At 74.0% G+C, this 25,705-nt stretch carries 28 protein-coding genes; 17 read left to right on the forward strand and 11 right to left on the reverse strand.

The window, feature by feature from the left end:
- Positions 1–2: 2 nt before the first annotated feature.
- Positions 3–902, reverse strand: coding sequence for an A/G-specific adenine glycosylase (locus ABD52_RS23015; RefSeq protein WP_041784511.1), 900 nt, complete (start codon positions 900–902; stop codon positions 3–5).
- 96 nt (positions 903–998) lie between these two features.
- On the opposite strand from ABD52_RS23015, the gene ABD52_RS23020 reads away from it, so the two are divergent.
- The 3 genes from ABD52_RS23020 (at position 999) to ABD52_RS23030 (ending at position 2,932) form a co-directional block, all read left to right on the forward strand.
- Complete coding sequence (locus ABD52_RS23020; protein WP_013288949.1) at positions 999–1,511, forward strand: glycine cleavage system protein R; 513 nt, start codon at positions 999–1,001, stop codon at positions 1,509–1,511.
- Complete coding sequence (locus tag ABD52_RS23025; protein WP_047893199.1) at positions 1,508–2,071, forward strand: peptide deformylase; 564 nt, start codon at positions 1,508–1,510, stop codon at positions 2,069–2,071. The genes ABD52_RS23020 and ABD52_RS23025 overlap by 4 nt, the downstream gene beginning before the upstream one ends.
- Before the next feature lie 105 nt (positions 2,072–2,176).
- Positions 2,177–2,932 (forward strand): hypothetical protein, encoded by a 756-nt coding sequence (locus ABD52_RS23030; RefSeq protein ID WP_030272013.1) that lies wholly within the window; start codon positions 2,177–2,179, stop codon positions 2,930–2,932.
- Positions 2,933–2,940: 8 nt separating this feature from the next.
- Here ABD52_RS23030 and disA read toward each other — a convergent pair whose 3' ends face one another.
- The 4 genes from disA to ABD52_RS23050 form a co-directional block, all read right to left on the reverse strand.
- Positions 2,941–4,131: a DNA integrity scanning diadenylate cyclase DisA gene (gene disA / locus ABD52_RS23035; RefSeq protein ID WP_013288946.1), complete on the reverse strand. Its 1,191-nt coding sequence runs from the start codon at positions 4,129–4,131 to the stop codon at positions 2,941–2,943.
- A gap of 129 nt (positions 4,132–4,260) precedes the next feature.
- The gene (gene radA, locus ABD52_RS23040) at positions 4,261–5,709 is read right to left on the reverse strand and encodes a DNA repair protein RadA (RefSeq protein ID WP_030272015.1); all 1,449 of its coding nucleotides are present in this window, start codon (positions 5,707–5,709) and stop codon (positions 4,261–4,263) included.
- A gap of 104 nt (positions 5,710–5,813) precedes the next feature.
- Entirely contained in the window at positions 5,814–6,563 is a 750-nt protein-coding gene (locus tag ABD52_RS23045; protein ID WP_013288944.1) for a hypothetical protein, read from the reverse strand.
- A 141-nt stretch (positions 6,564–6,704) separates the two neighbouring features.
- Positions 6,705–7,535 carry a UbiA family prenyltransferase gene (locus ABD52_RS23050; protein ID WP_030272017.1) on the reverse strand — a complete coding sequence of 277 codons (831 nt, stop codon included), beginning with the start codon at positions 7,533–7,535 and terminating at the stop codon, positions 6,705–6,707.
- A gap of 45 nt (positions 7,536–7,580) precedes the next feature.
- Between ABD52_RS23050 and ABD52_RS23055 the strand changes: the two genes are divergently transcribed.
- From ABD52_RS23055 to ABD52_RS23070, 4 genes are read left to right on the forward strand one after another with little or no spacing between them, the layout of a single operon-like run.
- A complete protein-coding gene (locus ABD52_RS23055) occupies positions 7,581–8,339 on the forward strand; it encodes a methyltransferase domain-containing protein (protein ID WP_013475022.1) in 759 nt (252 codons plus the stop codon).
- 41 nt (positions 8,340–8,380) lie between these two features.
- Positions 8,381–9,547, forward strand: a complete 1,167-nt coding sequence (locus ABD52_RS23060) for an acyl-CoA dehydrogenase family protein (protein WP_047893200.1) — start codon at positions 8,381–8,383, stop codon at positions 9,545–9,547.
- A gap of 37 nt (positions 9,548–9,584) precedes the next feature.
- Positions 9,585–10,646, forward strand: coding sequence for a type III polyketide synthase (locus ABD52_RS23065; RefSeq protein ID WP_047893201.1), 1,062 nt, complete (start codon positions 9,585–9,587; stop codon positions 10,644–10,646).
- A 39-nt stretch (positions 10,647–10,685) separates the two neighbouring features.
- Positions 10,686–11,288 carry a hypothetical protein gene (locus ABD52_RS23070; RefSeq protein ID WP_047893202.1) on the forward strand — a complete coding sequence of 201 codons (603 nt, stop codon included), beginning with the start codon at positions 10,686–10,688 and terminating at the stop codon, positions 11,286–11,288.
- Positions 11,289–11,373: 85 nt separating this feature from the next.
- On the opposite strand, the gene ABD52_RS23075 is transcribed toward ABD52_RS23070, so the two are convergent.
- Entirely contained in the window at positions 11,374–12,069 is a 696-nt protein-coding gene (locus ABD52_RS23075) for a hypothetical protein (protein WP_047893203.1), read from the reverse strand.
- Between the two features lie 328 nt (positions 12,070–12,397).
- On the opposite strand from ABD52_RS23075, the gene ABD52_RS23080 reads away from it, so the two are divergent.
- The 3 genes from ABD52_RS23080 (at position 12,398) to ispF (ending at position 14,221) form a co-directional block, all read left to right on the forward strand.
- Positions 12,398–12,883 carry a CarD family transcriptional regulator gene (locus tag ABD52_RS23080; RefSeq protein ID WP_013288937.1) on the forward strand — a complete coding sequence of 162 codons (486 nt, stop codon included), beginning with the start codon at positions 12,398–12,400 and terminating at the stop codon, positions 12,881–12,883.
- A gap of 53 nt (positions 12,884–12,936) precedes the next feature.
- Complete coding sequence (ispD, locus tag ABD52_RS23085) at positions 12,937–13,632, forward strand: 2-C-methyl-D-erythritol 4-phosphate cytidylyltransferase (RefSeq protein WP_047893204.1); 696 nt, start codon at positions 12,937–12,939, stop codon at positions 13,630–13,632.
- Between the two features lie 106 nt (positions 13,633–13,738).
- On the forward strand, positions 13,739–14,221 hold the full coding sequence (gene ispF / locus ABD52_RS23090) for a 2-C-methyl-D-erythritol 2,4-cyclodiphosphate synthase (RefSeq protein ID WP_013288935.1): 483 nt from the start codon (positions 13,739–13,741) through the stop codon (positions 14,219–14,221).
- Between the two features lie 37 nt (positions 14,222–14,258).
- Here the strand turns inward: ispF and ABD52_RS23095 are convergent, their stop codons facing one another.
- Positions 14,259–14,702 carry a hypothetical protein gene (locus tag ABD52_RS23095; protein WP_235437535.1) on the reverse strand — a complete coding sequence of 148 codons (444 nt, stop codon included), beginning with the start codon at positions 14,700–14,702 and terminating at the stop codon, positions 14,259–14,261.
- A gap of 135 nt (positions 14,703–14,837) precedes the next feature.
- Between ABD52_RS23095 and ABD52_RS23100 the strand changes: the two genes are divergently transcribed.
- Positions 14,838–15,989 (forward strand): tetratricopeptide repeat protein, encoded by a 1,152-nt coding sequence (locus ABD52_RS23100; RefSeq protein WP_041799369.1) that lies wholly within the window; start codon positions 14,838–14,840, stop codon positions 15,987–15,989.
- 45 nt (positions 15,990–16,034) lie between these two features.
- A complete protein-coding gene (locus tag ABD52_RS23105) occupies positions 16,035–17,075 on the forward strand; it encodes an NAD(P)-dependent alcohol dehydrogenase (protein ID WP_047893205.1) in 1,041 nt (346 codons plus the stop codon).
- A gap of 55 nt (positions 17,076–17,130) precedes the next feature.
- On the opposite strand, the gene ABD52_RS23110 is transcribed toward ABD52_RS23105, so the two are convergent.
- Positions 17,131–18,297, reverse strand: a complete 1,167-nt coding sequence (locus ABD52_RS23110; protein ID WP_047893206.1) for a homogentisate 1,2-dioxygenase — start codon at positions 18,295–18,297, stop codon at positions 17,131–17,133.
- A 94-nt stretch (positions 18,298–18,391) separates the two neighbouring features.
- Here ABD52_RS23110 and ABD52_RS23115 point away from each other — a divergent pair, with 94 nt between their 5' ends.
- From ABD52_RS23115 to ABD52_RS23135, 5 genes are all read left to right on the forward strand, one after another.
- The gene (locus ABD52_RS23115) at positions 18,392–19,258 is read left to right on the forward strand and encodes a hypothetical protein (RefSeq protein WP_047893207.1); all 867 of its coding nucleotides are present in this window, start codon (positions 18,392–18,394) and stop codon (positions 19,256–19,258) included.
- A 110-nt stretch (positions 19,259–19,368) separates the two neighbouring features.
- Complete coding sequence (gene fahA / locus ABD52_RS23120; RefSeq protein ID WP_047893213.1) at positions 19,369–20,568, forward strand: fumarylacetoacetase; 1,200 nt, start codon at positions 19,369–19,371, stop codon at positions 20,566–20,568.
- Between the two features lie 177 nt (positions 20,569–20,745).
- On the forward strand, positions 20,746–20,955 hold the full coding sequence (locus tag ABD52_RS23125; protein WP_047893208.1) for a DUF397 domain-containing protein: 210 nt from the start codon (positions 20,746–20,748) through the stop codon (positions 20,953–20,955).
- Between the two features lie 111 nt (positions 20,956–21,066).
- Positions 21,067–21,549 (forward strand): SRPBCC family protein, encoded by a 483-nt coding sequence (locus ABD52_RS23130; RefSeq protein WP_013288926.1) that lies wholly within the window; start codon positions 21,067–21,069, stop codon positions 21,547–21,549.
- 67 nt (positions 21,550–21,616) lie between these two features.
- Positions 21,617–22,870: a PQQ-binding-like beta-propeller repeat protein gene (locus ABD52_RS23135; RefSeq protein WP_047893209.1), complete on the forward strand. Its 1,254-nt coding sequence runs from the start codon at positions 21,617–21,619 to the stop codon at positions 22,868–22,870.
- A gap of 121 nt (positions 22,871–22,991) precedes the next feature.
- Here the strand turns inward: ABD52_RS23135 and hisC are convergent, their stop codons facing one another.
- The 3 genes from hisC to ABD52_RS23150 all read right to left on the reverse strand — a co-directional run.
- Positions 22,992–24,095 (reverse strand): histidinol-phosphate transaminase, encoded by a 1,104-nt coding sequence (hisC, locus tag ABD52_RS23140; protein WP_047893210.1) that lies wholly within the window; start codon positions 24,093–24,095, stop codon positions 22,992–22,994.
- Complete coding sequence (locus tag ABD52_RS23145; protein ID WP_047893211.1) at positions 24,092–25,105, reverse strand: RDD family protein; 1,014 nt, start codon at positions 25,103–25,105, stop codon at positions 24,092–24,094. Before ABD52_RS23145 ends, hisC begins: the two co-directional genes overlap by 4 nt.
- Before the next feature lie 55 nt (positions 25,106–25,160).
- Positions 25,161–25,705 (reverse strand): RDD family protein (locus ABD52_RS23150; protein ID WP_047893214.1); only part of this gene is annotated, 545 nt, incomplete at its 5' end.

Here is a 25,705-nt window from a genome sequence, read left to right on the forward strand (position 1 = left end):
GGTCAGGGGAGGGGGACGGCGGGGCCGTCTCCGGCCAGGCGGAACGACTCCTCGCCCACCGGTTCCACCAGGCCGTCGGTGACCAGGCCGGCCAGCGCTCGCGCCCGCTGGACGTCGTCGTGCCAGACCTGGTCCAGCCGCTGGTGCGGCACCGGGCCGGTGGACTCCCGCAGCACCGCGAGCAGCAGTCCGCGTACCTGCCGGTCGGTGCCGGCGTAACGCTGCGGCCGACGGGTCGGTCCCGTGGGGGCGGCCTGTCCAGAAGCCCGCCAGGCACAGCTCGACTCGACCGGGCAGATCGCGCAGCGCGGCGCGCGGGCGGTGCAGACGACAGCGCCGAGTTCCATGAAGGCGGCGCTGGCCAGCGCGGCGTCAGCCGGCTCGATCGGCAGCAGTTCCTCGGTGGCGACCAGGTCGGCCGGGCGGGTGGTGGGGCCGGCGTCGGGTTCTCCGGCGATCGCCCGGCACACCACGCGCCGGACGTTCGTGTCCACCACCGGGTGCCGCTGCCCGTACGCGAACGCGGCGACCGCGCGGGCCGTGTACGTGCCGACACCGGGTAGCGCCAGCAGTTGATCGAGCCGGTCGGGCACCACGCCGCCGTGGCGCTCCACGATCGCCGCCGCGCACTCGCGCAGGCGAACCGCCCGGCGGGGGTAGCCGAGCCGTCCCCACATCCGGATCGCCTCGGCGGGGGTGTCCTCGGCGAGCGCGCGCGGCTCGGGCCAGCGGGCCAGCCACGCCTCCCAGGCCGGTACCACCCGGACCACGGGGGTCTGCTGGAGCATGACCTCGCTGACCAGGATCGCCCAGGCGCCGATGCCGGGCTTGCGCCAGGGCAGGTCGCGGGCGTTGCGCTCGTACCACCGGCTGACCTGGGTGGCGAATGTGGGATCGGACATCGCGTCGCCGATCATGTCACGGCTGTCTTTCCCGCAGGTTGGGCGGGCCGGGTGGCCGGGCGCGATCGATCATGAGCGACGGGGCAGAATGTCCGAATGAACGAGCTCGCGATCACCGTCATCGGCCGGGACCGGCCGGGCATCGTGGCCGACGTCGCGGAGGTCCTCGCCCGGCTCGGCGCGAACCTCACCGACTCGACGATGACCCGGCTGCGTGGACACTTCGCGATGACGCTGATCTGCGTGGGCCCGGCCGCCGCCGACGTCGAGGCCGCGCTGGCCCCGCTCGCCGCCGACGGGCACCTGCTGGCGACCGTACGCGCGGTCACGCCCGACGGCGGCAGCGAGCCCACCGGGGAGCCGTACGTGCTGGCGGTGCACGGCGCCGACCGGATGGGCATCGTCGCGGCGATGACCCGGGTGCTCACCGACGCGGGCGGGAACGTGACCGACCTGAGCACCCGGCTCACCGGTTCGCTCTACGTGGTGGTGGCCGAGGTCGAGTTGCCGCCCGGTGTGTCGGACGAGGTGGCCGGCCGGCTCACCCGGGTCGCCGCGGAGCTGGGCGTGGGGGTCAGCCTCCGCCCGGCGGACACGGATCTGCTGTGACCGGGCCGGAGTACGCGGGCCTGGGCGGCTGGACCCCGGAGAAGCTCGGCATCCCCGGCGCGGTACGGGCGGTGGTCACCGCGCCGGAGCCGGTGCTGAGCCAACCGGGCCCGGAGGTCGACCCGACGTCTGCCGAGGTGGTGCGCCTCGCCGCCGACCTGGTGGCCACCATGCGCGTCTCGCCCGGTTGCGTGGGACTGGCGGCGCCGCAGGTCGGGGTGAGCGCGCAGGTGTTCGCGGTGGACGTGACGGGGCATCCGAAGGCGGTCACCGTGCACGGCACGTTCGTGCTCTGCAACGCGCGCGTGGTGGAGGCGTCCCGGTGGAAGGCCGGGCGGGAGGGCTGCATGTCGGTGCCGGACCTGACCGGCGACGTGAAGCGGGCGAGCCGCCTGGTCGTCGAGGGTGCGCTTCCCGGCAGCGGCGAGCCGGTCCGCCTGGTGACGGACGGCTTCGAGGCGCGGGCGCTCCAGCACGAGATCGACCACTGCGCGGGGCTGCTCTTCCTCGACCGGGTGGCCGGCGCGCACGCGATCTACAAGCGCAAGGTCTACCTCTGACGGTGTCGGTAGGAATCCAGTGTGGACGACCACGGCCGTACGGCGGCGGGTTCCCGGCGCGTCGGACCGGCGAGCCGTGCGCCGCGCGGCTACGGTAGGCGCATCATGCGTCTGACGGTCGGCCCCCTGCCCCCTGCCGTGTACTGGCGGCGTCGTGCCGTCGTGCTCGGAGCGGGGCTGCTCTTCCTGATTGTCCTGCTGTATTCCTGCACCGGTACGGATCGCAACACCGGCGCGCCGGGCACCGACCCGTCCCCGACCGGTTCCGCCGGGGCTCAGCCCGACCCGTCCGGCTCGGTGCTGACTCCGCAGTCGGGCAGCCCGTCGCCGGCACCGGGCGACACCGGGGGCGGCGGCGCGAACAACGGCGGCGGGAACACAGGCGGCGGGAACGACGGCGGGGGCGCGAACAACGGGGGCGGCACCGGCAACGGTGGCGCGACCGGTCAGCCGGTCTCCGACGACGGCACCTGCACCGACTCCGAGCTGCTGGTGACGCCGGTCGCGGTGCCGCCCACCGCCCAGCGGGGCACCGTGGTCACGCTGCGCCTGAAGGTCAAGAACGTGTCGAACCGTACGTGCAGCCGCGACGTCGGCGCCGACCTCCAGGAGCTGTACGTCAAGTCGGGCGCGGAGAAGATCTGGTCGTCGGACACCTGCGGCACCGGCAAGGGCTCGGACGTCCAGTCGTTCACGCCGAACTTCGAGCGCTCCTACGAGCTGGGCTGGAACGGCCGGCTGGACAACAGGTGCGCGAGCGGGCTGGCCGGCGGCGACTTCGCCGCGATCGGCGCGTACCAGGTGTTCGCCCGCGTCGGCACCAAGATCAGCGAGCCGGTGAAGCTGACCATCACCGGCTGAGCGGTCGGTCAGACGTACCGTTCGAGGATGCTCGCCTCGGCGAGCCGGGACAGGCCCTCGCGGACACCGCGGGCGCGGGCGTCGCCCACGCCCTCGACCGCCTGGAGGTCTTCCACAGTCGCGCCGAGCAGCCGCTGGAGGCTGCCGAAGTGCACCACCAGCCGGTCGACGACGGCGACCGGCAGCCGGGGCACCTTGGCCAGCAGGCGGAACCCGCGCGGGCTGACCGCCGCGTCGAGCGCGTCCGAGGCGGACGGGTAGCCGATCGCCTTCGCCACCGCCACGAGGTCGATGAGCTCGGTGGCGCTGAGCAGGTCGAGCTCGACGAGCGCCTCGTCGAGCGTGCGCGACTTGCGGCCGGTCGGCAGGTAGTCGCGGATGACCAGGGTGCGGTCGGCGTCCACGCCGGCCATCAGCTCGTCGAGCTGAAGGGCCAGCAGGCGGCCGTCGGTGCCCAGCTCCACCACGTAGCCGGCGATCTCGTCGGCGATCCGCCGGACCATCTCCAGCCGCTGCACCACCGCCACCGCGTCGCGGACGGTGACCAGATCCTCGATCTCCAGCGCGGAGAGCGTGCCGGAGACCTCGTCCAGCCGCAGTTTGTAGCGCTCCAGCGTGGCGAGCGCCTGGTTGGCGCGGGACAGGATGGCCGCCGAGTCGTCGAGCACGTGCCGCTGACCGTTGACGTAGAGGCTGATGATCCGCATCGACTGGCTGACCGAGATGACCGGGTAGCCGGTCTGCCGGGCCACCCGCTCGGCGGTGCGGTGCCGGGTGCCGGACTCCTCGGTGGGGATGGACGGGTCCGGCATCAGGTGCGCGCCGGCCTGCACGATCCGGGTGCCGTCGCTGGACAGCACCACCGCGCCGTCCATCTTGCACAGCTCACGGACCCGGGTGGCGGAGAACTCCACGTCCATCGGGAAGCCGCCGGTGCAGATCTGCTCGACCACCTTGTCGTAGCCGAGCACGATCAGCGCGCCGGTGCGGCCGCGCAGGATCCGCTCCAGGCCGTCCCGCAGGGCGGTGCCGGGAGCCATCAGGGCGAGGTTGGCGCGCAGCGGATCGGCGCCGGCCCCGCCGCCGACGCTTCCGTTGACGCTCACGCTGATGGCACGAGCGGGGTTGCCGCTCACGGCGCCGGTACGGGCGTGCGGCGTCGCCGTTGCGGGCTTGGTGGCATCGCGGTCGATCGGCACGGGCACAGTCTACGGACTGCCATGCGGTGGGTGCTCTCGTGGTTACTGTGATGTGTCACGATGCCCGGCTCGGGCGGGTCGGCGCGGCCTGCGTGGCCTGCCCGGAAACGCCCGGCGGATGCCACCGTGTCACTCCGCCGACGCGCGGGCGGCCGCCTGGAGTGCGGCACGCACGTCAGTGACCTCGATCACGCGCATGTTCTCCGGCCCGGCGCCGCTGCTCTCCGGCCCGCACCCGGGCGGCACGAGGGCCAGCCGGAAGCCGAGCCGGGCGGCCTCGGCCAGCCGCCGGGGCACCGCGCCGACGCGACGGACCTCGCCGGTGAGACCCACCTCGCCGATGGCAACCAGATGCGGGTTGAGCGCCAGGTTGAGCCCGCCGGAGGCGACAGCGAGCGCCACCGCCAGGTCGGCCGCCGGCTCCACCACCCGGATGCCGCCGACGGTGGCGGCGAAGACCTCCCGGTCGTGCAGCGTGAGCCGCTCGGTGCGGCGCTGGAGCACCGCGAGGACCATCGCGAGCCGGGCGCTGTCCAGGCCGGAGACGGTACGCCGCGGCGAGCCGGCCACGGTGGCGCCGATCAGCGCCTGCACCTCGGTCACCAGCGCCCGGCGCCCCTCCATCGCCACCGTCACGCAGGTGCCCGGCACCGGTTCGGAGTAGCGGGTCAGGAACAGGCCGGACGGGTCGGCCAGGCTGCTGATGCCGCCCTCGTGCATCTCGAAGCAGCCCACCTCGTCGGCCGCGCCGAAGCGGTTCTTCACGCCGCGCACCATGCGCAGCGAGGAGTGCTTGTCGCCCTCGAAGTGCAGCACCACGTCGACCAGGTGCTCCAGCACGCGAGGACCGGCCACCTGGCCGTCCTTGGTGACGTGCCCGACCAGCACGGTGGCGATGCCGCGCTCCTTGGCCACCGCGACCAGGGCGGCGGTGACCGCGCGGACCTGGGTGACGCCGCCCGGCACGCCCTCGGTGCCGGTGGTCGAGATGGTCTGCACCGAGTCGAGCACCAGCAGCCCCGGCTTGACCGCGTCGAGGTGGCCGAGCACCGCCGACAGGTCGCTCTCGGCGGCCAGATAGAGCTGGTCGTGCAGGGTGCCCATCCGCTCGGCGCGCAGCCGCACCTGGCTGACCGACTCCTCGCCGCTGACCACCAGCGACGGGCTGCCGGCCCCGGCCGCCCACTGCTGGGCCACGTCGAGCAGCAGCGTCGACTTGCCCACCCCGGGCTCACCGGCGAGCAGCACCACAGCGCCGGGGACCAGGCCGCCGCCGAGCACCCGGTCGAGCTCGCTCACACCGGTGGGACGGGCCCGGGCCGGCGCGGCGCTGATCGTGGCGATCGGCCGGGCCGGCTCGGCCGGCATCCGTGAGCTGACCACCCGGCCGGAGACCATCGGGCCGGTGACCGTGCACTCGACCACCGAACCCCACTCGCCGCACTCGGGGCACCGGCCCACCCACTTCGGGGGCTGGTGGCCGCAGGCGTCGCACTCGTAGGCCGGGCGGGGTTCGCGGGTGGCGGCGCGACCGCGGCCGGCGCCGGCACGGGAGGGGGTCGATCGGGGCGTGGTCACCACCGGACGCTAACCGGCCCGTACGACGAAAGCCCACCCGGAACGGCGACACCGCCGGCGTGGCGCTGGCCACGGCGGCGGTGCCGACGGAAGGAGGGGAGAGGTCAGTGGCCGCCCTCGGCGCCGCCGTCCTCACCGGCGTGCTCACGCGGGTTCACGATCTTCGACGGCGTGGCCTCCGGGGTCAGTGGGATGCCGATCGGCGCCGGGGTCTTGACGACCTTGCCGTCGCCGAAGTCGAAGGTCAGGTTGACCTGCTGGCCGACGAGCAGCTTCTCGTTCAGGCCGACGAGCTGGAGGAACCGCGGGTTGCCGGCGTTGAGCTGGGCGTAGCTGAGGGCCGGGATCTCGATCCGGGCCGGCTGGCCGGCGGGCGCGGACTCGCTCTCGCTCGGCGACGGGCTGGCCGACGGCGACCCGGTCACCTCCAGCGACTGGCTCGGCGACGCGCTCGGGTCGCTCGCGGTCGGCGAGGTGGTGACCGGCTCGGTGGGCGAACCGGTCGGGGTGGCCGCGCCGCTCTCACCCGCGCCGGAGCCGGTGAGCACGATCTCCCGCGCGCTGTCGGTGGTGACCGTCACTGTCACCGGCTTCTCGCTGTCGTTGTAGATCACCACGTTGACCGGCGCGTTCGACCCGGCCTCGTAGCCCTTCGGGCCCGGGAACTGCACGTAGAGCCCGCGTACCTTGAAGAGGTTGTCGGAGGTCTGGACGTTGACGCCCTGTACCGACGGGATCTTGTTGGCGGTCTCGGAAATCTGCCCGGCGCCGCACCCGGACAGCAGCAGGCTCGCCGCCGCCGTGCCGGCCAGCAGCAGGGCCGGCCCCCGGGAACCCCTGATCGAGCGCGTCACGTCGGTCCTCCTCGTCACGATCCCCGCCCGGTCGACCACCGGGCACGGGGTGGCCATACCCGCGCAGACCGCGCTCCAGGGTAGTTGGAGCTGATCGAGGCCCGCACGCGGACCCGGCAATGCCACCTCGGAGTGGACTCCTCAGACCACCCGGCCGCTCGTCACCAGCAGCACCACATCGATGAGCGCCACCACCAGGACCGCCCGGAAGGCGGTCGCCGAGCGTCCGGCTGTCGCGCGTCCCGCGTACCAGCCGACCGCCGGCACGGCCACGGCGGCGGCGACCGCCGACAGGCCGGTCCACGACGGCGGCCCGGGCGGGCCGAGGACCAGCGCGACGGTGGCCGCGAGCAGCAGCCCGGCGGCGGCCAGCCGGCTGCCCACCGGCCCGAGCCGGTGCGGCAGGCCGCGCACCCCGGTCCGGGCGTCGTCGGCCAGGTCCGGCAGCACGTTCGCGAAGTGCGCGCCGGCGCCGAGCAGCGCGGCGGCGGCCACCAGCCAGGCCGGGGGCACCGGCGAGCCGGGCAGCGCCAGCACCACGAACGCGGGCAGCGCGCCGAACGAGACCGCGTAGGGCAGCACCGACACCGGCGTCGACTTCAGCGGCCGGTTGTAGAGCAGCGCGGAGACGAGGCCCAGCGTGGCGCAGGCCGCCGCGGCCGGGCCGCCGGCCAGCGCGAGCACCGGCACGGCGACGGCGGCCACCGCCGTGGCCCGGGCCAGCGTCGTCCGGGCGACCTCGCCGGTGGTCACCGGTTTGTCGGTACGCCCCACAGCGGCGTCCCGCTCGGCGTCGATCAGGTCGTTGCTCCACCCGACCGCGAGCTGGCTGGCCAGCACCGTCAGCGCCACGAGCACGACACCCGCGGCCGAGTGCCCGACACCGGCGGCGAGCAGCGCGGCGACCACGGTGACCGCCGCCGCGGGCTCCGGATGGCTCGCCCTGACCAGCCCTAACACCCGTGTCGACATAAGGGAAGTCTGGTCGTTACCGGGCAGTCGTGCCACGCTCGACGCATGCCCGACGCGTCGCCGGTGTCCACTCCGTACCGGGTGCTGCCGCCGAACGACCCCCGGCAGTACGACGACCTGGCCGGCGAGTGGTGGCGGCCGGACGGCGCGTTCGCGATGCTGCACTGGCTGGCCCGGGCCCGGGCGGCGCTGGTACCAGCGGCGTCCACCCCGGACGACCTGCTCGTCGACCTGGGCTGTGGCGCCGGGCTGCTGGCGCCGCACCTGGCCGGCAAGGGTTACCGCCACGTCGGGGTCGACCTGACCCGCTCCGCGCTCGACCAGGCCGCCGCGCACGGCGTGACAGTGGTCCAGGCCGACGCGACGGCGGTGCCGCTGGCCGACGGCTGCGCGGCGGTGGTCTCCGCCGGTGAGCTGCTGGAGCACGTACCGGACTGGCGGCGGGCGGTCGCCGAGGCGTGCCGGCTGCTGCGCCCGGGCGGCCTGCTGGTGCTGGACACGCTCAACGACACGCTGCCGGCCCGGCTGATCGCTGTGGAGCTGGGCGAACGGCTGCCCACAGTGCCGCGCGGCATCCACGACCCGCGGTTGTTCGTCGACGCCCGCGCGCTGGTCGCCGAGTGTGCCCGGCACGGCGTGTCGTTGACGGTGCGCGGGGTCCGGCCGGAGCTGGGCGGCACGCTGGCCTGGCTGCTGCGCCGCATGCGCGGCGGCGCCGACCGTCCGGGCAGGACCGAACCGCGCATCGTGCCGACCCGGTCGACGGCGGTGCTGTACCAGGGCTGGGGGCGCCGGGGCGGGTAGCCGGGGCCGCCCGGGGTAAAGGACGCCGAGAAGGGGGCGACATGACTGTGCACGCGCTGGAGGCGGCCCGCCGGTTGGCGCCGCGACTGGCCGCCCGCGCGGCCGAGCACGACCGCGACGGCTCGTTCCCCGTGGACGACTTCGCGGACCTGCGGGCAGCAGGGCTGTTCGGCCTGATGGTGCCCCCCGAGCTGGGCGGCACGGGCGCGAGCTTCGCCGAGTACGCCGCTGTCGCCACCGAACTGGCCCGTGGCAACGGCGCGACCGCGCTGGTGTTCAACATGCACGCCTCGGTCACCGGGGCGCTCGGCGCGGTCACCGAGGAACTGGCCGAGGCGCTCGGCGTACCGGACGAGGCGCTGGCGGCGCGGGACCGGCTGCTGCGCGCGGCGGCCGACGGCGCCTGGTATGCGGTCGCGATGAGCGAACGCGGCGCCGGCGCCCGGTTGTCCCAGCTCAGCACCGTCTACGAGCCGGTCGACGGCGGCTGGCACATCAAGGGCAGCAAGACGTTCTGCTCCGGCGCCGGCCACCCGGACGGCTACCTGGTGGCCGCCCGCAGCGCCGCCGACCAGTCCGTGGTGTCGCAGTTCCTGGTCCCGGCCGGAGAGGGGATCACCGTCGAGCCCACCTGGGACTCGCTCGGCATGCGGGCCACCTCCTCGCACGACGTGCACCTGGACGTGACGGTCCCGGCCGACCGGCTGCTCGGCGGCGTCGAAGGGCTGGCCCTGGTCGTCGCCCAGCTCATGCCGCACTGGCTGGTGGCGAGCTACGCGGCGGTCTACGTCGGCGTGGCCCGGGCCGCCATCGACGCCGCGGCCGAGCACCTCAACGCCCGCAACCTCGCCGGGCTGCCCGCGGTGCGGGCCCGCCTGGGCCGGGCCGACGCGGCCACCGCCGCCGCCGAACTGGTGGTCGCCGAGGCGGCCCGCCGGGTCGACGAGGCACCCGGCGACGCCGAGACGAACCGCTGGGTGTGGCGGGCCAAGCTGCTCGCCGGCACCACAGCCGCCGAGGTGGCGGCCTCCATGCTGGAGGCGGCCGGTACGTCTGCGACCCGCCGCGGGCATCCGCTGGAGCGGCTCTACCGGGACGCCCGCTGCGGCTCGCTGCATCCGGCCACGTCCGACGTGTGCGCCGACTGGCTCGGCATCGCCGCACTGGGCGGCGACCCGGACCGGGACAGCGCGCTCCCTCGTTGGTGACCAGGAGTCGGTGCGAGAGGTGAGGGAGGGCTCAGGGGTGGGGGACGTGGGCATACCGGTGATCGCGGGTCTGGGTACGGCACAACCGCCGGCCGCGATGCAGGACGAACTGTGGACGGGCTTCTTCGCGAAGCACTTCCAGGGGAACACCCGGGCGCTGGCCGAGCGGATCTTCGCGAACTCGGGCGTGACCCGGCGGCAGGCGGCGGTCAACCCGCTGCTGGAGGACGTCTCGGAGTGGCCGACCGAGCGCCGGATGCGCCGCTACCAGGTCGAGGCGCTGCCGCTGGGCAAGGAGGCGGTCAGCCGGGCTCTCACCGCCGCCGGCCTGGACGCCTCCGACATCGGGCTGTTCATCGTCTGCTCGTGCACCGGGTACGCCACCCCGGGGCTGGACATCCTGCTCGCCCGGGATCTGGGGATGTCCCCGAGCACCCAGCGCATGTTCGTCGGGCACATGGGCTGTTACGCGGCCCTGCCCGGGCTGGGCGCGGCGAGCGACTTCGTCACCGCCCGCGGGCGGCCCGCGCTGCTGCTCTGCGCGGAGCTGACCAGCCTGCACATCCAGCCGCCTGGTGCCCGGGTGGACACCCAGCAGATCGTCTCCCACGCGCTGTTCTCGGACGCCGCGGTCGCCGCCGTGGTCGTCCCCGGCGGCCGGGGGTACGCGCTGCGCGAGGTCACCTCGGTCACCGACACCTCCACCGCCGATCACATGACCTGGGACGTCACCGACACCGGTTTCCGGATGGGGCTGTCGCCGAAGGTGCCGCAGGTCCTGTCCCGGCACGTGCGGACGCTGATCGACGAGCTGCTGGCGCGGCACGGGTGCGAGCGCTCCGACGTGGACGGCTGGGCGGTGCATCCGGGCGGTCCGCGGATCCTCAACGTGGTGGAGCGTGAGCTGGCGCTGCCATCGGACGGGCTCGCCGCCTCCCGGGGGACGCTCGCCGAGCACGGCAACTGCTCGTCCCCGACCGTGCTGCTGATTCTGGACCGGCTGTGGCGTACGGAGCCGTCGCCGCCGCGCTGGGTGGTGATGCTCGCGTTCGGACCGGGCCTGACGCTCTACGCGGTGCTGCTGGAACGGGTGGGCTGACGGCTCGCCCCGCCCGGGCCGCGCGGATACGCTGCCGTCATGGCCTCCGACGAGCGGGACGGACGGGTACCGCTGACCGTCCTGACCGTTCTGGCGCTGGCGGCCGGTGCGGCCTGGTGGCGGTCGGCGGCACCCGAGCCGGGTGCGGTCACGGCCGTGCCGGCGCCGCCCGCGAGCGCCGAACCCGTCGCCCGAACCTGGCGGGTCGACCCGTCGACCGGCGACGCCTGGCCGGCACGGCCGGGGCGCGACCCGACGCCCCGGGCACTCCGTGCCCCGGCGACGGCGCCGGACCGGTCGGTGGTGATCCGGGTCGAGGACGACGGCACCTCGCGTGTGCTCCAGGTGTCGCACGTGGTGTGGCGGGAGACGTCCGACCTGACGCCGGACGGGCCGCCCGTCGTACGGCAGGTGAATCCCTCGCGGGGCGACGACTACCGGCTGTCGGTGAGCTGCTCCGGGGACGGATCGATCGCCGTGCAGCTGTCCGGCACCGGGACCGGCGACGCGCGGCGGTTCCTCCGCTGCGGCGGGCGACTGGAGCTGCCCTTCCTGGGCGGCACCGGCGCGCCGGTGCTGGTGCGGTTCACCGGTGTACGCGGCCGGGCCGAGCTGGACGCCCGGCTCGAAGCGCTCTACTGACAGCTGTCGCGCGCCGGGCACCGGCAGCTCCCGCCTCCTCGGGCCGGCGGCTCGGCCGCCCAGCCGGCGCTCCCGGACCGGCCTGTCAGCTGCCCAGCCGGGCCAGGTCGGCGCCGTAGTCCGACAGCGGGCCCAGCTCCGGCACCACACGGACCAGCGAGCCCTGTCGATTCACGAGCAGCGCGGCGGCGGTGCCGGGGTGGGCGGACAGGTGCAGGTAGGAGCGCAGACCGCCGGCCGGGTCGCCGAGCGGGCGTACCCCGGGGACGCTCGCGGGCCCGGCGCTGCGGCCCTCGGTCACGGTGACCACAGTGACGCCGGGCGGCGCGGCGCGCGCCGCGGTGCCGACCTGTTCGGCGCAGGCGCAGGCGTCGACCAGGATGATCATGGCGGGCAGCAGGCTGCGCAGCGGTACCGGCGTGTCGTCCGCGCCGACCAGGTCCAGCGCGGGCAGCGGGCCGACCGGTTGCGGCGCGGTGGTGGAGCGGGGGAGCACCGTCGGCGCGCCGGACCGCGTGGTGGTGCGCGGCCAGGTGACGGCGGCCAGCCCGGCGAGTGTGACGAGCACCGACACGAGCAGGATCAGCACCGGCAGCCCGAGGCGGGCCGGAACGGTACGCCGGCCGGAGCCCTGCCGCGCGCGGCGCAGCTCCCGGCGGACCTGCCGGGCCTCGTCGGCGAGCGCCGAGGCGTCGTCCGGGACGACCACCCGGCCCCACTCCGGAGGCAGGCCGGGCAGCCCGTCCGGCGGCCCCTGGCCGTCAGCGTCAGGCACGCCCATCGGACCCCCAGGAACGTCTCGGTGAGCGGACGTCACGTCCCTCACCAGCGTCCCGCACCGACCGCCGTAACGCCACACCTGGGCGCGGACGGACTTGCGGAGCTACCATGGAAGGAGCGCATTGCCCTAGATCTGGACGCTCCCGTCACCCCTTACCGGGTTGTCACGTGTTCCTCACGGAGCGTGTCGAAAGCATCGGTTTGACCGCCTGTCAAGCTGAAGAAATACCTCTCACAGGGCCCCTGAGCTGCGCCAACGATCAGGACAGCGGTGAGACATCGGTGCCTGAGCGTGTTACCCTAGACACAGCGAAAGGGGTTTCGAACCTATGGTTTTCAGTGTCGGCGAGACCGTTGTTTACCCCCACCACGGGGCCGCACTCATCGAGGCAATCGAGACTCGGGTCATCAAGGGCGAGCCCAGGGAATACCTCGTCCTGAGGGTCGCACAGGGTGACCTGACGGTCCGGGTGCCCGCCGAGAACGCCGAGATCGTGGGTGTGCGCGAAGTGGTTGGCGAAGAGGGCCTGGGCAAGGTCTTCGACGTGCTCCGTGCACCGCACACCGAGGAGCCGACCAACTGGTCGCGGCGTTACAAGGCGAATCTGGAGAAGCTGGCCTCCGGTAACCCGCTGAAGGTGGCCGAGGTCGTCCGCGACCTGTGGCGCCGGGAGCGGGAGCGGGGCCTGTCGGCGGGCGAGAAGCGGATGCTCGCCAAGGCCCGTGACATCCTCGTCGGCGAGGTCGCGCTGGCGGAGAAGAGCACCAAGGACGAGGCCGAGACGCTGCTCGACAAGGTGCTGACCGAGGCCTGATCCACGCCTCTGCCTCTACCCACCCCGCAGCGAACGAATCCGAGGACCGCGACGTGACCGCGCAGCTCAATCCGCGCGGTGACGTCGCGGTCCTCGTTCCTGCGGCAGGTGCCGGGATACGCCTCGGACCTGGCGCCCCGAAGGCGCTCCGGCTGCTCGCCGGTGAGCCGCTGCTCGTACACGCGGTCCGCCGGATCGCCGCCGCGCCCTCCGTGCACACGATCGTGGTGGCCGCGCCGGCGACCGAGGTCGAGGCGGTACGCGCGATGCTCGCCCCCGTCGCCCCGGTGACTGTGGTGCCCGGAGGCGCCGAACGCCAGGAGTCGGTGGCGGCGGCACTCGCGGCAGTACCCGGCGGTCCGGAGATCGTCCTGGTGCACGACGCGGCCCGCGCGCTCACCCCGGCCCACCTGGTCGAGTCGGTGGCCGCGGCGGTCCGCGACGGGCACGACGCGGTGATCCCGGTACTGCCGGTGGTCGACACGATCAAGGAGGTCGACGCGACCGAGCGGGTGCTCGGCACAGTCGACAGGTCCGCGCTGCGGGCGGTGCAGACGCCGCAGGGCTTCCGCCGGTCGGTGCTGGTCGCGACCCATCGGTCGGCGGGTGACGCGCTGACCGACGACGCCGGGTTGATCGAGAAGCAGGGCGGCGCGGTCATGTGCGTGTCCGGCTCCGAGTTGGCCCTGAAGATCACCCGCCCGTTCGACCTCGCCTTGGCCGAACACCTCCTGACCACAGGCGCCTGACGCGCCGCCCGCGCGGCACGCGGGCTTCGAGATCTTGGTACGAAACGGCCCTCATGGGGGCCCTTTGCTACCAAGATCTCTCCCGAGGTGTGCGTACCCTCTGGTCATGATCGTTCCTCGGGTGGCTGTCGGCACCGACGTGCACGCGTTCGCGGCCGGGCGGCCCTGCTGGGTCGCGGGCCTGCACTGGCCGGACCAGGACGGCCTGGCCGGTCACTCCGACGCCGACGTTGCCGCGCACGCCGCCTGCAACGCCCTGCTCTCCGCTGCCGGTCTCGGCGACCTGGGCGCGAACTTCGGCGTGGACCAGCCGGAGTGGGCCGGTGCCTCCGGGGTGGCGCTGCTGACCGAGAGCGCACGCCGGGTACGGGCGGCGGGCTTCCAGATCGGCAACGTGTCGGTGCAGGTCGTCGGCAACCGCCCCAAGATCGGGCCGCGCCGGGAGGAGGCGCAGCGGGTGCTCTCCGAGGCGGTGGGCGCGCCGGTGACCGTCTCCGCGGCCACCACCGACGGCCTCGGCTTCACCGGGCGCGGGGAAGGGCTGGCCGGGATCGCGGTGGCCCTGATCTACGAGGCTCCGGCCGGCTGACGCGGTGACCGGGGACGCCGGCCACCGCGTCACCCGATCAGTCGACGTCGGTGCAGACGTTGTGAGTAGTGCCGTGGAGCATCGTGATCGTCTTGTCGTAGGTGGGGGAGAACTCCACCCGGAACCGGCCGTCGACGATCCACAGCCCCTTCGGCAGGGTGCCGGCGTTCTCCCGGAAGCCGAGCAGCACCGGCCCGGTCACGTACCAGGTCATCGAGCCGTCCGTGCGGTAGACGACGAGGGCGGTGCCGCTCGCGTCCGCCGTCGAGGTGGCGCCGGTCTCCAGGTTCGTCACCCGGTTGATCAGAGCGCCGGTGAACAACTCCCGCTTCGGCGCGCCGTCCGGGTAGGTCTCGATCGTCAGCTTCCGCACCTCGTCCACGATCGGCTCGACCCGTACCGCGAACTCGCATCGCGCGCCCGCTGGCATCTCGAACGGCGCCTGGGGCGCCGGTTCCCAGGCACCCGGGGCGGGATGCATGTTCCTGGACGAGAGCGGGCTGCGCCGGTGGTGCAGTCTGGGGACGTGTGGCGGCCGGGCGGGCGTGTCCTGCCGGAGTGCCTGACGCCGGGCACCCTCGGCGCGCGGTGGGTCCGGGCGGATACGCTCGCCGGGATGCCGAGTGACGCCGCCCCCGACCAGTCCGCCGCCGACGGTTACCTGCAACGCGCCCACCTGCTCGCCGAGCTGGGGCGCTACGACGAGGGGATCGGCGAACTCACCGCGCTGATCGCGACCGAGCCGGCGCACGTGCCCGCGTTGACCATGCTGGCCCGGATGCACCTGGCCGCCGACCGGCCATCCGAGGCGCTCGCCGCCGCCGAGGCCGCGGTGGCCGCCGCCGGCGGCGCGTCCGTTCCGGAGCCGCCCGCCTTCGGGACGCTCGCCGCGGAGACGCCCACCCGCGACGTGCCGGGCGCCGTGCCGCCTGCTGCCGGAGCCGCCGCCGACGAGGCGTCCGCCCAGGAGGCGGCCGGCGCGGAGACGCCCGTCGCCGGGGCGGTCGTGCCGGCGCTCGTGGCGCGCGGGTTCGCGCTGCTCGACCTCGAACGCTGGAAGCCCGCCGCCGCCACCGCCGACGAGATCCTGGCGCGTGCGCCGGGTGACGCGTACGCGCAGCGCAGTGCCGCCGCCGTCCTCTCCGCGTCGCGCAACGGGCAGGCGGCGCTGGACGCGGCGTGGCGGGGTGTGGAGCTGTCGCCGGACGAGCCGGAGGCGCACCTGGTGCTGGGCCTGGTCGCGGTGCGGCTGCAACTGTTCGATCTGGCCGAGCGGGCCTACCGGGAGGCGCTGCGGCTGGACCCAGGGCTGGGCGAGGCGGGGCAGGACATGGGCGTGGCCCGGCTGGAACGACGCCGGTACGCCGAGACGCTGGAACACCTGACCGCGATGGCCGATCTGCCGGTGGCCCGTCCCGACCCGGTCCGGACCGTGGACGCCGGCATCCGGCGTCTCCTGCTGTCGGTGGCCGGGTTGTCCCTGATCGCGAGTGTGCTGGTCGCGGCGCTGGCCCCGGCCTCGCCGGGTGCGTCCCGGCTGTTCGCGGTGCTGGCGGTGGCCGGGGTGGCGGTGCTGCTGCGGCGCCCGGCGACGTGGCAGCCCGGCCTGCGGGAGGCGATGTCGCGCGGCCTGGTCGTCCCGGTCTACGCGGCCGCCGCCGCGGTGGTGCTGTTGCTCGTTTACGCGCTGGTCGGCGGCCCGTTGCCGCTGGTCGGGGCGATCACCGCGTCGGTGGTGGCCGGATTCACCGCGTTCGCTCGCCGGTGAGAGGGTAGGAGGACCGGAAACACCGGCTGAAGGAAGCGGGAATCAGTGCTCACCGTCAATGCCTACGCGGCGACGTCCGCGACCGAACCGCTCGCCCTGACCACGATCGAGCGGCGGGATCTCGGACCGGACGACGTTCTCATCGACATCAAGTTCTCCGGCATCTGCCACTCCGACATCCACACCGCGCGCAGCGAGTGGGGTCCGACCCGCTACCCGATCGTGGTGGGTCACGAGATCGCGGGCGTGGTGCGTGAGGTCGGCTCCGCGGTGACGAAGTTCGCCGTCGGCGACCGGGTCGGCGTCGGCTGCCTGGTCGACTCCTGCCGGGAGTGCGACAACTGCCGCAAGGGCCTGGAGCAGTACTGCCTGAAGGGCAGCACCGGCACGTACGGCGGGGTGGGCCGGGACGGCGAGCCGACCCAGGGCGGCTACTCGCAGGCCATCGTGGTCACCGAGGACTTCGTGCTGCGCATCCCGGACGGCATCGAGCTGGACGCCGCCGCCCCGCTGCTCTGCGCCGGCATCACCACGTACTCGCCGCTGCGGCACTGGAACGCCGGGCCGGGTCGCCGGGTCGCGGTGATCGGCATGGGCGGTCTCGGCCACATGGCCGTGAAGCTGGCCCACGCGATGGGCGCCGAGGTGACCGTGCTGTCGCAGTCGCTGAAGAAGCGGGAGGACGGGCTGCGGCTCGGCGCCGACCACTACTACGCGACCTCCGACGAGGACACGTTCACCGAGCTGGCCGGCTCGTTCGACCTGATCATCAACACGGTGAGCGCGACCCTCGACATGGACGCGTACCTGCGGCTGCTCGCCGTGGACGGGACGCTGGTCAACGTGGGCGCTCCGGAGAAGCCGCTGTCGGTGCACGCGTTCTCGCTGATCCCGGCCCGGCGGTCGTTCGCCGGGTCGAACATCGGCGGCATCGCGGAGACCCAGGAGATGCTCGACTTCTGCGCCGAGCACGGGCTGGGCGCCGAGATCGAGGTGATTCCGGCCGAGAAGATCAACGAGGCGTACGAGCGGGTGCTCGCCTCCGACGTGCGCTACCGCTTCGTCATCGACGCGTCCACGTTCTGACGACCGCGTGCGAAGGGGCCGCGTCCGTGCCGGGCGCGGCCCCTTCTCGCGTACGTCAGGACTTGCGCGCCCAGGTCCAGGCGTAGCCGTCGTCCTCGCAGCCGGCGGCCGCGTCGCAGAGGTCGAGCGGGCGGAACGTGTCCACCATGACCGCCAGCTCGTCGAAGAACTCCGCACCGATCGACCGCTCGGCCGCGCCCGGCTGGGGGCCGTGGGTGAAGCCGGACGGGTGCAGCGAGATCGAGCCCTGCTCGATGCCGGAGCCGCGCCGGGCCTCGTAGTTGCCGCCGGTGTAGAACAGCATCTCGTCGGAGTCGACGTTGTGGTGGTTGTACGGCACCGGGATGGCGGCCGGGTGGTAGTCCACCTTGCGCGGCACGAACGAGCAGATCACGAAGTTCGGGCCCTGGAACGTCTGGTGCACGGGCGGGGGCTGGTGGATCCGCCCGGTGATCGGCTCGAAGTCGTGGATGGAGAACGCCCACGGGTACATGTGCCCGTCCCAGCCCACCACGTCGAACGGGTGGTTGGCGTAGACGTACCTCGTCCACCCGCGGCGGTGCTTGACGAGCACCTCCACCTCCTCGCCGTCGACGAGCAGCGGCGTGTCCGGTCCGCGGACGTCGCGCTCGCAGTAGGGCGCGTGCTCCAGGAACTGGCCGCGTACGGAGAGGTAGCGCTTGGGCGGCCCGATGTGGCCGGACGCCTCGACGGCGAGCAGCCGGGTCGGCTCGTCGCCGGTGGGCACGAGGCGGTGGATGGTCGAGGTGGGGATGACGACGTAGTCGCCCGCGACCGCGTCGAGCACGCCGAACGGCGACTCGACCCGCATCGACCCGGCCTCCAGGTAGAGGCAGTGGTCGCCGGTGGCGTCGCGGAACAGCGGCGACGGCCGGTCGGCGAGCACGTACGCGATGCGTACGTCGTCGTTGGCGAGCAGGTACTGACGGCCGAGCACCGGGTCCGCGCCGGTGCCGTCGAGCTTGTGCGTGCGCAGGTGGCGCGGCTTGAGCGGCAGGTTGGGCACGCGGGTGACTGTGGGCGGGGCGTACTCCTCGGCGGCGAGGATCGCGGTCGGCGCGTGCCGGTGGTAGAGCAGCGACGAGTCGGAGGAGAAACCCTCCTGGCCGACCAGTTCCTCCACGTAGAGAGTGCCGTCGGGCTGGCGGAACTGGGTGTGGCGCTTGCGCGGCACGTCGCCGACGCTGCGGTAGTACGGCATCTCGCCTCCCGATATGTCCCGTTCTCCGGCCGGTGGCGTCCGATAATCGGACGCTGTTGTCCGTTCCTCGTAGCGTCCCGTACATTCTTGTCTCGTGTCAACGCAGGTGCCCCGCCTCCTCTCCGGCCTGGTGGACGACGCCGCGGTCTTCCCGCCCGGCAACGCCGCGCTGCCCGACGCGGTGACCGCGCACCGCACCCACCGAACCGCGTGGTACGCGGACATGGTCGGCCCGCTGCTGCTGCCCGCCTCGGAGATCCAGCGCGGGTCGCTGAGCGGCCTGGTGGACCCGGCCGAGGGCCTGGTGATCGGGCTGATCGGCGACACCGGCCTGGACCAGCTCCCGCAGGCGCTGGACGCGCTCGCGCCCGACGGGGTGACCGCCCGGCAGGTCGAGGCGCCGGTCGCCAAGCGCGGCGAGGACCCGCAACCCGGGCTGTCCGAGCTGATGACGCTCGCCGGCCGGCTCGACGGCGCCGCCGTGTACGCGGAGATCCCGCTGACCTTCGGCCTGATGGGCGCGCTCGACACGCTCGCCGAGGCACGCGCCGCCGGGCTGCCGGTGGCGGCCAAGTTCCGCACCGGCGGGCTCGCCGCGGAACTGTTCCCCACCCCGGTCGAGCTGGCCGCGGTGATCTGCGCGTGCCGGGACCGTAAGCTGCCGTTCAAGCTCACCGCCGGGCTGCACCACGCGATCCGGCACCGCGACCCGGAGACCGGCTTCAACCACCACGGTTTCGTCAACGTGCTTGGTGCCACGCTCGCCGCCGTCGGGGGCGCCGAGGTGGACGGCGTGGCCGAGCTGCTCGCCGCCACCGACCCGGTACGCGTGGTCGAGCCGGCCCGGGCGCACCGCGACGCCGAGCGCCCGCTCTGGGTCGGGTACGGCTCGTGCAGCATCTCCGAACCACTTACCGATCTGATCCGGCTGGGGCTGGTGAACGGAGGCTTTGAGGCATGAGCGAACGCACCGAGCGGAGCGAGGGCCGTGAGGGCATGCCCGGCCTGCACCGCATGAGCGAACGCACCGAGCGGAGCGAGGGCCGTGAGGGCATGCCCGGTCGGCACGGCATGAGCTGGGTTCCGGGTGTGGCAGGGTCGCCGTACGGGGTCACGAACCTGCCGTACGGCGTGTTCCGGCACGGCGAGGGCGAGCCGCGCGTCGGCGTCCGCATCGGTGACTTCGCGCTGGACCTGGCCGGCGCGGAGGCCGCCGGTCTGGTGCTGGCCGGCGGCGCGCTGGGCCGGCCGACGCTCAACGCCTTCATGGCGCTCGGCCGCCCGCAGTGGACGGCGGTCCGGCAGCGGGTCGTCGAGCTGCTCACCGAGCCGGAGCACCGGGCGGCGGTCGAGCCGCTGCTGGTGCCGCTGCGCGAGGTCGAGATGGCGCTGCCGTTCGAGGTGGCCGACTACGTCGACTTCTACTCCTCCGAGCACCACGCCTCGAACGTCGGGCAGATCTTCCGGCCCGGCCAGCCGCCGCTGCTGCCGAACTGGAAGCACGTGCCGATCGGCTACCACGGCCGGGCCGGCACCGTGGTCGTCTCCGGCACCCCGGTGACCCGCCCGACCGGCCAGCGGGCCAGCGCGCAGGGCCCGACCACCGGCGCCTCGGTCCGGCTGGACATCGAGGCCGAGGTGGGCTTCGTGGTGGGCGTGCCGAGCCGGCTCGGCGAGCGGGTGCCGGTTGCCGACTTCGCCGACCACGTCTTCGGCGTGGTGCTCGTCAACGACTGGTCGGCCCGGGACATCCAGGCGTGGGAGTACCAGCCGCTCGGGCCGTTCCTCGGCAAGTCGTTCGCCACCTCCGTCTCGGCCTGGGTGACGCCGCTGGAGGCGCTGTCCGACGCGTTCGTGCCCGCGCCGGACCAGGACCCGCCGGTGCAGGACTACCTGCGCGACACCCCGCGCCTCGGGCTGGACCTGACGTTGTCGGTCGAGTGGAACGGCGAGCGGGTCGCCGAGCCGCCGTTCGCCGGCATGTACTGGACCCCGGCCCAGCAGCTCGCGCACCTCACCGTCAACGGCGCGTCGCTGCGTACCGGCGACCTCTACGCCTCCGGCACCGTCTCCGGTCCGGAGCGCGGCCAGGTCGGTTCGTTCCTGGAGCTGACCTGGGGCGGATCCGAGCCGGTCAAGTTCGCCGACGGCAGCGAGCGGACGTTCCTGGAGGACGGCGACACGGTGACGATCACCGCCACCGCGCCCGGCCCGGACGGCACCGCAGTCGCGTTGGGCGAGGTCACCGGGACGATCCTCCCGGCTCGCTGAGATCCGACCTTCCGAACCGGCCCCGGTCGCACCCGATGTGCGACCGGGGCCGTTTCCTTCGGCGTTGATCGCTCCGGATCACCTACGCCCCGGCCGGTGGCTCCCGGTCGAGCCGGGAGCCGCCCGCGGTGCCGGGCCGGGGCGTACCCGCGGAAGCCGAAACAGGAAGGACCGAGCATGACCGAGTTGACCGGTGCCGTCTGGCGCACCAGCAGCCGCTCGAACGATCAGGGTCTCTGCGTCGAGGTGGCGACGAACGTGGTCGCCGAGCACGGCGTGGTGGGCGTACGCGACTCGAAGGACCCGGACGGTCCGGCGCTCGCGGTGAGCCCGCCGGGCTGGGCCGCGTTCGTCACCGCGCTGCGGGGCGGCACGCTCCGCGGCTGACCGCCCTCGCGCCACACCGGTGCCCCGGCGGGGGCACCGGTAGTGGAAATGTCACCGGGAGGCTCCCCGTTTCCGGTCACGGCCCGTACCGTGTACGACACGGGAGGTGCCATGTCGACGGTGACGGTTTCCGCATTCATCGAAGCGCAGGACGCCGATCTGTGGCGGCTGCTCACCGACCTCCCGGCCCGCGCCGACTGGCTCTCGGCGGTGGACGCGGTCGAGGTCCTCGGCACCGGCGGGTTCGGGCCGGGCACCGTGTGGCGGGAGACCCGCGTCCGGCCGGACGGCGGTACCGAACCGGAGGAGTTCGAGGTGATCGAGGCGGTCGCGCCCGGCCGCCTGGTGCTCGGGTCGCGCGGTGCCGGCGCCGACTACCGGATCACCTGGACGCTGCGCACCGTCGAGCGGCGGCGGCGCGGCTGCACCGAGGTCACCGTCGAGCAGGAGGCGGTGCCGACCCGGGCGTACGGGCGGGTGCTGGCCCTGATCCTCGGTGGCCTGGCCGCCCGCGCGGTCGAGGGCGCGCTCCGGCGCGACCTGGCCGACCTGGCGCTGGCCGCCGGTTCCGCCCGATCCACCGAGGCCGCCTGAGTCGACCCGGCCGCTCCCCGTACCCGGCCCGCACGCGGCCGGTAGGGTGCCGGGGCGGAGGTGACGGATGGCGAAGGCCGCGAGGCGGCGGGCCGTGGTGGCGCTGGTGGCGGTGCTCGCCGTCGCGGCGTCGGTCGCCGTGGTCGTCCGGGTGCTGGCGCCCGCCGAGGTCGACACCCCGGCCCGGAAGCCCTACCCGGCGGCGCCCGCGCCGACCGCCGGGGTGCTCGCGCGGCTGCCGGTGGCACCCCTCGTCGTGGACGGCCGGCTCCGCGTCTACGCGGGCACCCGTCAGGTGTACGCGGACCAGCCGGTCACCGGACGGCACCGGGTCACCCCGTTCTGGTCCTTCCGCCGCTGGCCGGCGACGCTGGTCGGAGTGCTCGCCGAGGGCACTACGGTGGTCAGCCGCTGGTCCGACGGGAAGCTGGTGGCGCTCGACGCGCGTACCGGACGGGTGGCCTGGCGGGCCGACGGCCCGCAGCCGGGGTCGGTGCCGGAGCCGCGACGCACCTTCGCCGCCACGGTCTGGGATCCGGCCGGACTGCACGTGGCGCGCACGTCCGAGGGGCGGGCCGTGCTGCTCGCGACCGGTCCGGGCGGCATCGGCGGGTACGACCTCACCGACGGCCGCCGGCTCTGGCGCGCGGACGTGAGCAGGGGTTGCCGGTCCGACGTGGGCACGACCGCCAGCGGTGAGCTGGTCGGCGTGGACAGCTGCGACGGCCCGGCCGCGGTCGAGCTGCGGGACGCGGCGACCGGTGCGGTGCGGACCCGCTGGCGGCCGCCGGACGCGCCGGAACAGCTCGTCGTCACGCCGGTGGGCTGCCGCGACGGGCACTCCGGTTGCCGCGGGCTGCGTACCGCCGGGCCGGACGGCGCGGGCAGCCGGGGCTGGCTGGTGACCGACCCGGGTGAGCCGGCCGCCGCGCCGGGCCTGGACCACCCGGACACGGTGCTCGACGGTGAGCGGGCGGTGGACACGTCCGGCCCGGTGGTGGTCGGGCGCTCGGCGCGTACCGGCGAGGAGCTGTGGCGCCGGGCGGACATCCATCCGGCCCGGGTGCTCGCGACCGAGCCGGGGCGGGTGCACCTGCTGACCGACCGGCGGGAACTGATCACCGTCGACCCGCTCACCGGTACGACCCGGTCGGGTTTCGTGCTCGACCTGGGCCGGGACGGGATCGGCTGGCGGCCGGGCCGGGCGTACGCGGTGGACGGCTACGTCGCTGTGGAGCGGCTGCGGGAGCAGGCCGCTCCGGAGGACGACGACCAGGGCTACTTCCTGATGGCCGAGCCGGTGTTGCTGGCGGTGACCTGATCTGGCGAGTCAAGCCTAAAAACGGACAAAAGCACCTATAGTGCTCTTGTCTGATCGGTCGGACGAAGACGCCCGGCGCCGGTCCGTAGGGGGTTGACGGACCGGCGCCGGGCGCGTCCGGTCAGGCCAGAGCGGCCTCGGCGGCGGCCAGGAACGCGTCGTTCTCGGCCGGGGTGCCGATGGTGACCCGGACGCCGTCGCCCGGGAACGGGCGCACGATCACGCCACGCGCCTCGCACGCCCGGCCGAACTCCACCGCCCGGTCGCCCAGCGGCAGCCAGACGAAGTTGGCCTGGCTGTCCGGCACGTCCGGGACGAACTTGCGCAGCGCCTCGGTGACCCGGTTCCGCTCGGCCACGACCAGCGCGCAGCGCCGCTCCACCTCGTCGGCCTGCGCGAGCGCGGCCAGCGCGCCGGCCTGGGCGGCCATGCTGGTGGAGAACGGGGTGACCACCTTGCGCACTGCGGCGGCCACCTCCGGCGCCGCGACCAGCCAGCCGATCCGCAGACCGGCCAGGCCCCACGCCTTGGACAGCGTGCGCAGCACCGCCACGTTCGGCCGGTCCAGGTAGGTCAGGCCGTCCGGCACCTCGGGGTCGGTGACGAACTCCCGGTACGCCTCGTCGATCACCACGAGCACGTCGTCCGGCATCGCGTCGAGGAACCGGTCCAGCTCGGCCCGGCGCACCGCCGTACCGGTGGGGTTGTTCGGGTTGCAGACCAGGACCATCCGGGTCCGGTCGGTCACCGCCGCCGCCATCGCGTCCAGGTCGTGGCAGTGGCCGGCGTCGTTCGGCACCCGCACGCTTGTCGCGCCGCTGGTCGCCGCGATGATCGGGTACGCCTCGAAGGAGCGCCACGAGTAGAGCAGCTCGTCACCGGGCAGGCAGGTGGCGCGGACCAGGTGCTCGGCCAGCGCCACCGAACCGCAGCCGGTGGCGATCCGGTCGGCGTCCACGCCGTACCGCTCGGCGAGCGCCTGGCGCAGCGCCACCACGCCCATGTCCGGGTAGCGGTGCGAACCGGCGACCGCCTCGGCGACCGCCTCCACCACACCCGGCAGCGGGCCGTACGGCACCTCGTTGCTGGCCAGCTTGATCGCCTCGGCCAGGCCCAGCTCCCGGGCCAGGTCGGCGGGGCTGCGGCCGGGCACGTAGTTGGGCAGCGCGTCCAGGTCGGCGCGGGTGAGCCGCGGCGCAGGCTGGTGGCGTCCGGTCTCGGTCATGGGGTGTCTCCCGGGGTGTCGGCGCTCTCGGGCGGGGTGGTACCGGTGTCACGTTTGCGGGGGAGCTGGACCACCACCGTCTGCGCCCGCTTGTCGTGCAGGGCCTGGCGCAGCGGGTGGTCGAACAGGGGCGAGATCGCGTCGATGAGCTGGAGCAGCAGACCCAGCCCGCAGCAGTACCAGAGCAGCGTCGGCAGGCCGAGCGTGCTCCAGCGCCGGGTGGCCCGGCCGAAGCCGAGCGGCTGGTCCGCCTCGACCGGCAGCGCGCGAATGCCCATCAGCCGCTTGCCGAAGGTCTGACCGCGCGCCGCCATCGACGGCACCTCGTACGCGTACCAGAGCGCGGTGGCGATCACGAGAATGGCGATCTGGAGGCCGCCGGCCTGGTCGTCGATCTGGGGCAGCCCTTCGGTGGACGTGTCGCCGTTGAGCGCCCGGCGCACCGATTCACGCAGGTACGGGGAGACGGCCTCGACGTAGCGCCAGACGAACCAGCCGTTGACAACGGCGTTGAGCAGGAACACCACGCCGAAGTCGATCAGGCGCGCGACCAGCCGGGCGCCGTACGACGCCAGCGGCAGTCCGTGTGGGCGGGGGATCGGCTGTGCGCCCGGCCAGTGCGGGTACGGCCAGCCCGGCGGCGGTCCCTGCATGCCCGGCCCGGCCTGTCCCGGCTGCCCGGGCTGACCCGGCTGACCCGGCCACGGGTTCGGTTGACCCGGCTGTCCCGGCCACGGGCCGGCCTGGCCGGGCTGACCCGGTTGTCCCGGCTGTCCCGGCCACGGGCCCGGCCGGCCGGGCGCGCCGGACGTCGGGGTCGCGTCGGGACGGCCGCCCGGGCCGGCGGCCTGCTGTTCGGTGGCCGGCGCGGGCTCCGGTTCGGGGGGCGGCGGGCCGTCGGGCGGGGTGACGTCGACCGGGATCGGCGCGCCGATCCAGCCCTCGCCGTCCCACCACCTGCGGGTCTCCGTGTCGGCGGGGTCGACGTACCAGCCGGGTTCCAAACTCACGATGCCGTCCTAGTTCCCGACTGCGGGGCTCGCAGACCCGGCTCACTCCTCGCGCTCACGGGCCAACCTTAACGACGACCGTACCGGCGAACTTGTCGTGGAGGCACTGCTGCCAGGGCTTGTCCCACAGTTGCCAGAAACCGTCGAGGTAGCTGAGGAACGGCACGAACATCCCGCCGGCGAACTCGACGGCCCAGCGCTTGCCGAGCATGCCCCGGGTCAGTGCGGCGTCCGGCTGCACCGGCACGATCCGCAGCTTCATCACCTTCTTGCCGAGCGTCTGCCCGGTCCGGCGGGCGTACTCGACGTGGTAGACCCAGTAGAAGGCGAGCATCAGCAGCAGAACCCCGAGCTCGGCGGCGAGCAGCGGCAGGAACACGCTCGTCCAGACCTCGACCGCGTCGGGACCGTTCGGGCCGGCCTGCTCGATCTCGTCGATCATCTGGAAGAAGACGAGGAAGAACACCGGCACGAACAGCGCCATCGTCACCGCCATGGCGACGGCGGTGTCGATCAGGTAGGCGAGCAACCGGTCGCCGAAGCCCGCCAGCGGCTGCCCGTTCGGCGCCACCGGGGGCGGGACGGGCGCCGGGGCGTACC

The sequence above is a fragment of the Micromonospora sp. RV43 genome, assembly GCF_001029515.1.
In the GTDB taxonomy this organism is placed as follows: Bacteria; Actinomycetota; Actinomycetes; order Mycobacteriales; family Micromonosporaceae; genus Micromonospora; species Micromonospora aurantiaca.

Coding starts and splice junctions, on each gene's coding strand:
- ABD52_RS23100 (WP_041799369.1), top strand. CDS start 14,838: ATGCCGAGTGACGCCGCCCCCGACCAGTCCGCCGCCGACGGTTACCTG.
- ABD52_RS23125 (WP_047893208.1), top strand. CDS start 20,746: ATGACCGAGTTGACCGGTGCCGTCTGGCGCACCAGCAGCCGCTCGAAC.
- ABD52_RS23015 (WP_041784511.1), bottom strand. CDS start 902: ATGTCCGATCCCACATTCGCCACCCAGGTCAGCCGGTGGTACGAGCGC.
- ABD52_RS23080 (WP_013288937.1), top strand. CDS start 12,398: ATGGTTTTCAGTGTCGGCGAGACCGTTGTTTACCCCCACCACGGGGCC.
- ABD52_RS23130 (WP_013288926.1), top strand. CDS start 21,067: ATGTCGACGGTGACGGTTTCCGCATTCATCGAAGCGCAGGACGCCGAT.
- hisC (WP_047893210.1), bottom strand. CDS start 24,095: ATGACCGAGACCGGACGCCACCAGCCTGCGCCGCGGCTCACCCGCGCC.
- ABD52_RS23070 (WP_047893202.1), top strand. CDS start 10,686: ATGGCCTCCGACGAGCGGGACGGACGGGTACCGCTGACCGTCCTGACC.
- ABD52_RS23135 (WP_047893209.1), top strand. CDS start 21,617: ATGGCGAAGGCCGCGAGGCGGCGGGCCGTGGTGGCGCTGGTGGCGGTG.
- ABD52_RS23020 (WP_013288949.1), top strand. CDS start 999: ATGAACGAGCTCGCGATCACCGTCATCGGCCGGGACCGGCCGGGCATC.
- ABD52_RS23095 (WP_235437535.1), bottom strand. CDS start 14,702: ATGCATCCCGCCCCGGGTGCCTGGGAACCGGCGCCCCAGGCGCCGTTC.
- ABD52_RS23050 (WP_030272017.1), bottom strand. CDS start 7,535: ATGTCGACACGGGTGTTAGGGCTGGTCAGGGCGAGCCATCCGGAGCCC.
- fahA (WP_047893213.1), top strand. CDS start 19,369: ATGAGCTGGGTTCCGGGTGTGGCAGGGTCGCCGTACGGGGTCACGAAC.
- ABD52_RS23075 (WP_047893203.1), bottom strand. CDS start 12,069: ATGGGCGTGCCTGACGCTGACGGCCAGGGGCCGCCGGACGGGCTGCCC.
- ABD52_RS23110 (WP_047893206.1), bottom strand. CDS start 18,297: ATGCCGTACTACCGCAGCGTCGGCGACGTGCCGCGCAAGCGCCACACC.
- ABD52_RS23030 (WP_030272013.1), top strand. CDS start 2,177: ATGCGTCTGACGGTCGGCCCCCTGCCCCCTGCCGTGTACTGGCGGCGT.
- ABD52_RS23055 (WP_013475022.1), top strand. CDS start 7,581: ATGCCCGACGCGTCGCCGGTGTCCACTCCGTACCGGGTGCTGCCGCCG.
- ABD52_RS23060 (WP_047893200.1), top strand. CDS start 8,381: ATGACTGTGCACGCGCTGGAGGCGGCCCGCCGGTTGGCGCCGCGACTG.
- ispF (WP_013288935.1), top strand. CDS start 13,739: ATGATCGTTCCTCGGGTGGCTGTCGGCACCGACGTGCACGCGTTCGCG.